The sequence below is a fragment of the Streptomyces sp. NPDC041940 genome (assembly GCF_055589465.1).
On the sequence record NZ_JBVJBP010000031.1, the window covers coordinates 104993 to 110020 of the forward strand.

The following is a 5028-nucleotide window of genomic DNA, read 5'->3' on the forward strand; positions in this document are numbered from 1 at the left end:
ACGTCCCCCCCCCCCCCCCCCCCCCCCCCACCCCCCCCCCCCCCCCCCCCCCCACCACCCCCCCCCCCCCCCCCCCCCCCCCCCCCCCCCCCCCCCCCCCCCCCCCCCCCCCCCCCCCCCCCCCCCCCCCCCCGCCGGCATGTCATCAGGACGTCAGCGCGGGCCGTACTCGTCGGCCCATGCCCCCACCGCGTCGGCCGCCCGCTCGAAAGCCTCCGCCCGGCCCAGGAAGTCCGCGTTGTGCGTCGTCAGCAGCGGTGGCACACCGTCCGCGGCCTGTCCCCGCCGGACGAGCAGCAGCGCCTGCCCCTGCAGGGTCCGGGGGAGCCCCAGCCAGCGCACCGGCTGCTGCACCGTGCGCACCGAGACGACCTGCGCCCAGGGCGCCGTACGTGTCGTGAGGAAACCCACGTGCCGCAGCCCGCGCGCGCTCACCCACACGCCCATGCGCAGCAGGCGCAGCGCCCCGGCGATGACGAGCAGCGCGAGAGCGAAGACCAGCCCGGCCGAGGCCGGTTCGGCCGTCGCCGCGATGATGACCGCGGCGAACAGCACGAACGAGGCGAGCAGCAGCGCCAGCGCCGCCGCCCCCACTCGCCACGGCCCGGGGCGGTACGGCCGCCGCCAGGTGTCACGGTCCTCGTGCGGCAGCGGAACGTCGTCCGCCGTGTCGAAAACGCGGTCGGCCGTCAGGAAGGGCAGGGGCACGGCTGGTCCTCACTCGATCCATGCGTGGGCTGTGCCCGGTGAGGCTACCGATCTGCTTCCGCGGTCACCACCGCCAGGGGGCCGGACGGAGCACCGCCGGCCCGAGGTGGCTCAGTGGTTCTGGGACGCCTGCGACTGCTGTGGCTGATTCGCCGTGTAGTCGGGCTTCAGCGCGGGTGTCCCGATGACCAGGGATCCCACGAGCCCCGCCACGACGGTGAGCCCGAACAGCCATCGGCCGGCCCTCTCACCGACGGACGGCCGCTCACGCGGTGGGGGAGTGACATTGCTGCGGAACCTGTCGGCCTCGGCGACGAAGGCAAACGGTACGGGTTCACGCCGACCGAACATCAGGGGTGCTTCTCCTTCGGAGTGGAACGGATCACTTTCATCAGTAGAGACGAAAGAACTCCCTCAGAGGTGCCCTGTTTCACCGACTTCATTGCATCGCGTCGCTAAACGTAGAGTGGCGTCGCCAAGAGACGCGATGGGAAGGCCCTGCGAACCGTGACCGAGACCCCCGACGACGACTTCAAGATCGACTTGCGCGGTGACGTCACCGTTGAGCTGGTAAAACACAGCGCGGCCGACTCCGACGTGCTGTTCGCAGCACGGGTCTCCACCCTGGGGGAGCAGTCCCTCGAGGAGCTGCAGAAGGACCCTGAGCGCTCGAAGGGGTTGATCAACTACCTCATGCGGGACCGGCACGGCAGCCCGTTCGAGCACAACTCCATGACCTTCTTCGTGAACGCGCCGATCTTCGTCTTCCGCGAGTTCATGCGGCACCGCGTCGGCTGGTCGTACAACGAGGAGAGTGGCCGCTACCGGGAGCTCCAGCCGGTCTTCTACGTTCCGGACGCCTCTCGGAAGCTGATCCAGCAGGGGAGGCCGGGCAAGTACGAGTTCGTCGAAGGCACTCCCGAGCAACACCAGCTCGTCGGTGAGGCCATGGAGGACTCCTACCGCCAGGCCTACAGGAAGTATCGGCAGATGCTCGCCGCCGGCGTCGCCCGCGAGGTCGCCCGCGCGGTCCTCCCGGTCGGCCTCTTCTCCTCGATGTACGCCACCTGCAACGCCCGCTCGCTGATGCACTTCCTCGGCCTGCGCACCCAGCACGAGCTGGCCAAGGTCCCGTCCTTCCCGCAGCGTGAGATCGAGATGGTGGGCGAGAAGATGGAGGCCGAGTGGGCCCGGCTCATGCCGCTCACCTACGCGGCCTTCAACGCGAACGGCCGCGTGGCCCCGTAAGGCGGCCCGGTTCCCCGACCAGGTACAGATGTACGGTTCAGCCGTGCGAAGTGTCCGTATTGCGGCATTTCGAGAAGTTCACTTAGCCTGATCGAACGGGTCCGGCACTGCTTGAACCCCCGAGCAGGCAGTGCCGGGCTCCACCTTTGTCGCGACTTGTCGCCTGCCCCTAGGGCAGACCCGGTCCTGAGCAACGAGTAGCGTGTAACCCATGGCTCCGACCTCGACTCCGCAGACCCCCTTCGGGCGGGTCCTCACCGCCATGGTCACGCCCTTCAAGGCGGACGGCGCACTCGACCTCGATGGCGCGCAGCGGCTCGCCACCCACCTGGTGGACGCAGGCAACGACGGCCTGGTCATCAACGGGACCACCGGCGAGTCCCCGACCACCAGCGACGCGGAGAAAGCGGATCTCGTACGGGCCGTCCTGGAAGCGGTCGGCGACCGCGCCCACGTGGTGGCCGGCGTCGGCACCAACGACACCCACCACAGCATGCAACTCGCCCGCGCCGCGGAGCGCACCGGCGCACACGGCCTGCTCGTCGTGACGCCGTACTACAACAAGCCCCCGCAAGAAGGCCTCTACCGGCACTTCACGGCCATCGCCGACGCCGCCGGCCTACCGGTCATGGTCTACGACATCCCCGGCCGCAGCGGCGTCCCGATCAACACCGAGACGCTCGTCCGTCTCGCCGAGCACCCGCGCATCGTCGCCAACAAGGACGCCAAGGGCGACCTCGGCCGGGCGAGCTGGGCCATCGCCACCTCCGGCCTCGCCTGGTACTCCGGCGACGACATGCTGAACCTCCCCCTGCTCTCCGTCGGCGCGGTCGGCTTCGTCTCCGTCGTCGGCCACGTGGTCACCCCCGAGCTGCGCGCCCTGGTCGAGGCGTACACCTCGGGTGACGTCCAGAAGGCCACCGAGATCCACCAGAAGCTGCTCCCGGTCTACACGGGCATGTTCCGCACCCAGGGCGTGATGACGACCAAGGCGGCGCTCGCCCTGACGGGCCTGCCCGCCGGGCCCCTGCGCGCCCCCATGGTCGAGTGCGCGCCCGAAGAGATCGAGCAACTCAAGATCGATCTTGCCGCCGGCGGGGTACAGCTCTGACACCAGACTTCGCGCGGGACCCCCGCGCGCGTGCTTCACAACTGAATAAGCGGGCCACCGGTGCCCGCGCACCCCACACAGACAACTGCATCTGCACGAACGTCATGCGCGCCACGTGCCCCACCGGTACGTGGCGCGTGTGGTGAGGAGAGTCTTTTGAGTCATCCGCATCCCGAACTCGGCCCGCCCCCGCCGCTCCCCGAAGGCGGCCTGCGCGTCACCCCGCTCGGCGGTCTCGGTGAGATCGGCCGCAACATGACGGTCTTCGAGTACGGCGGCCGCCTGCTGATCGTCGACTGCGGAGTGCTCTTCCCCGAGGAGGAGCAGCCCGGAATCGACCTGATCCTGCCGGACTTCTCGTCCATCAGGGACCGCCTCGACGACATCGAGGGCATCGTCCTCACGCACGGCCACGAGGACCACATCGGCGCCGTCCCGTTCCTCCTGCGCGAGAAGCCGGACATCCCGCTGATCGGCTCCAAGCTGACCCTCGCCCTCATCGAGGCCAAGCTCCAGGAACACCGCATCCGCCCGTACACCCTCGAGGTGACGGAAGGGCACCGCGAGCGCATCGGCCCCTTCGACTGCGAGTTCGTCGCGGTCAACCACTCCATCCCGGACGCGCTGGCCGTGGCCATCCGCACCCCGGCGGGCATGGTCGTCCACACAGGTGACTTCAAGATGGACCAGCTCCCGCTGGACAACCGTCTGACGGACCTGCACGCGTTCGCACGTCTGAGTGAGGAGGGGATCGACCTCCTCCTCTCCGACTCGACGAACGCCGAGGTCCCGGGGTTCGTCCCGCCCGAGCGGGAAATCTCCAACGTCCTGCATCAGGTCTTCGGGAACGCCCGCAAGCGGATCATCGTGGCGAGCTTCGCCAGCCACATCCACCGCATCCAGCAGATCCTGGACGCGGCCAACGAGTACGGCCGCAGGGTCGCCTTCGTCGGCCGCTCGATGGTCCGCAACATGGGCATCGCGAGGGACCTGGGCTATCTGAAGGTCCCGCCGGGCCTGGTGGTCGACGTCAAGACGCTCGACGACCTCCCCGACCGCGAGGTGGTCCTGGTCTGCACGGGCTCCCAGGGCGAACCGATGGCGGCCCTGTCCCGCATGGCCAACCGGGACCACCAGATCAGGATCGTCCAGGGCGACACGGTGATCCTGGCGTCGTCCCTGATCCCCGGCAACGAGAACGCGGTCTACCGCGTGATCAACGGCCTCACCCGCTGGGGCGCCAACGTGGTCCACAAGGGCAACGCCAAGGTCCACGTCTCCGGCCACGCGTCCGCGGGCGAGCTGCTGTACTTCTACAACATCTGCCGCCCGAAGAACCTCATGCCGGTGCACGGCGAATGGCGCCACCTGCGCGCCAACGCCGAACTGGGCGCCCTGACCGGCGTCCCGCACGACCGCATCGTCATCGCCGAGGACGGAGTGGTCGTCGACCTCATCGAGGGCAAGGCGAAGATCTCCGGCAAGGTCCAGGCGGGCTATGTCTACGTCGACGGCCTCTCGGTCGGCGACGTGGGCGAGCCGGCCCTCAAGGACCGCAAGATCCTCGGCGACGAGGGCATCATCTCGGTCTTCGTGGTCATCGACTCGTCCACCGGAAAGATCACCGGCGGTCCGCACATCCAGGCCCGCGGTTCCGGCATCGAGGACTCCGCCTTCGGCGACGTGGCCCCCCGGATCACGGAGGTGCTCGAACGCTCCGCCCAGGACGGCGTGGTCGAACCCCACCAGCTCCAGCAGCTCGTGCGCCGCACGCTGGGCAAGTGGGTCTCGGACAACTACCGGCGCCGGCCGATGATCCTGCCTGTGGTCGTGGAGGTCTGACGGACCGTCCGGCCCGAGCAGGCGCCAACTGGGAGCGGGGGGGGGGGGGGGGGGGGGGGGGGGGGAGGCAGAGGGCGGGTGGGACACCCCCCCCCAGCAGCACCCAGACCAACAAACCC

Annotated in this window: 5 protein-coding genes; 3 read left to right on the forward strand and 2 right to left on the reverse strand. The window is 69.5% G+C overall.

Features of this window, described 5'->3' with window-relative positions:
• Positions 1 to 153 precede the first annotated feature (153 nt).
• Both ACZ6I3_RS36545 and ACZ6I3_RS36550 read right to left on the reverse strand, forming a co-directional pair.
• The gene (locus tag ACZ6I3_RS36545; protein WP_469420638.1) at positions 154 to 708 is read right to left on the reverse strand and encodes a hypothetical protein; all 555 of its coding nucleotides are present in this window, start codon (positions 706 to 708) and stop codon (positions 154 to 156) included.
• A gap of 111 nt (positions 709 to 819) precedes the next feature.
• The gene (locus ACZ6I3_RS36550; protein ID WP_469420640.1) at positions 820 to 1059 is read right to left on the reverse strand and encodes a hypothetical protein; all 240 of its coding nucleotides are present in this window, start codon (positions 1057 to 1059) and stop codon (positions 820 to 822) included.
• 156 nt (positions 1060 to 1215) lie between these two features.
• Between ACZ6I3_RS36550 and thyX the strand changes: the two genes are divergently transcribed.
• The 3 genes from thyX (at position 1216) to ACZ6I3_RS36565 (ending at position 4909) form a co-directional block, all read left to right on the forward strand.
• Positions 1216 to 1956 (forward strand): FAD-dependent thymidylate synthase, encoded by a 741-nt coding sequence (thyX, locus tag ACZ6I3_RS36555; RefSeq protein WP_469420641.1) that lies wholly within the window; start codon positions 1216 to 1218, stop codon positions 1954 to 1956.
• Between the two features lie 211 nt (positions 1957 to 2167).
• Positions 2168 to 3067 (forward strand): 4-hydroxy-tetrahydrodipicolinate synthase, encoded by a 900-nt coding sequence (gene dapA / locus ACZ6I3_RS36560; protein WP_469420643.1) that lies wholly within the window; start codon positions 2168 to 2170, stop codon positions 3065 to 3067.
• Positions 3068 to 3223: 156 nt separating this feature from the next.
• A complete protein-coding gene (locus ACZ6I3_RS36565) occupies positions 3224 to 4909 on the forward strand; it encodes a ribonuclease J (protein ID WP_469420645.1) in 1686 nt (561 codons plus the stop codon).
• Positions 4910 to 5028: the final 119 nt, after the last annotated feature.

Coding starts and splice junctions, on each gene's coding strand:
- dapA (WP_469420643.1), top strand. CDS start 2,168: ATGGCTCCGACCTCGACTCCGCAGACCCCCTTCGGGCGGGTCCTCACC.
- ACZ6I3_RS36550 (WP_469420640.1), bottom strand. CDS start 1,059: ATGTTCGGTCGGCGTGAACCCGTACCGTTTGCCTTCGTCGCCGAGGCC.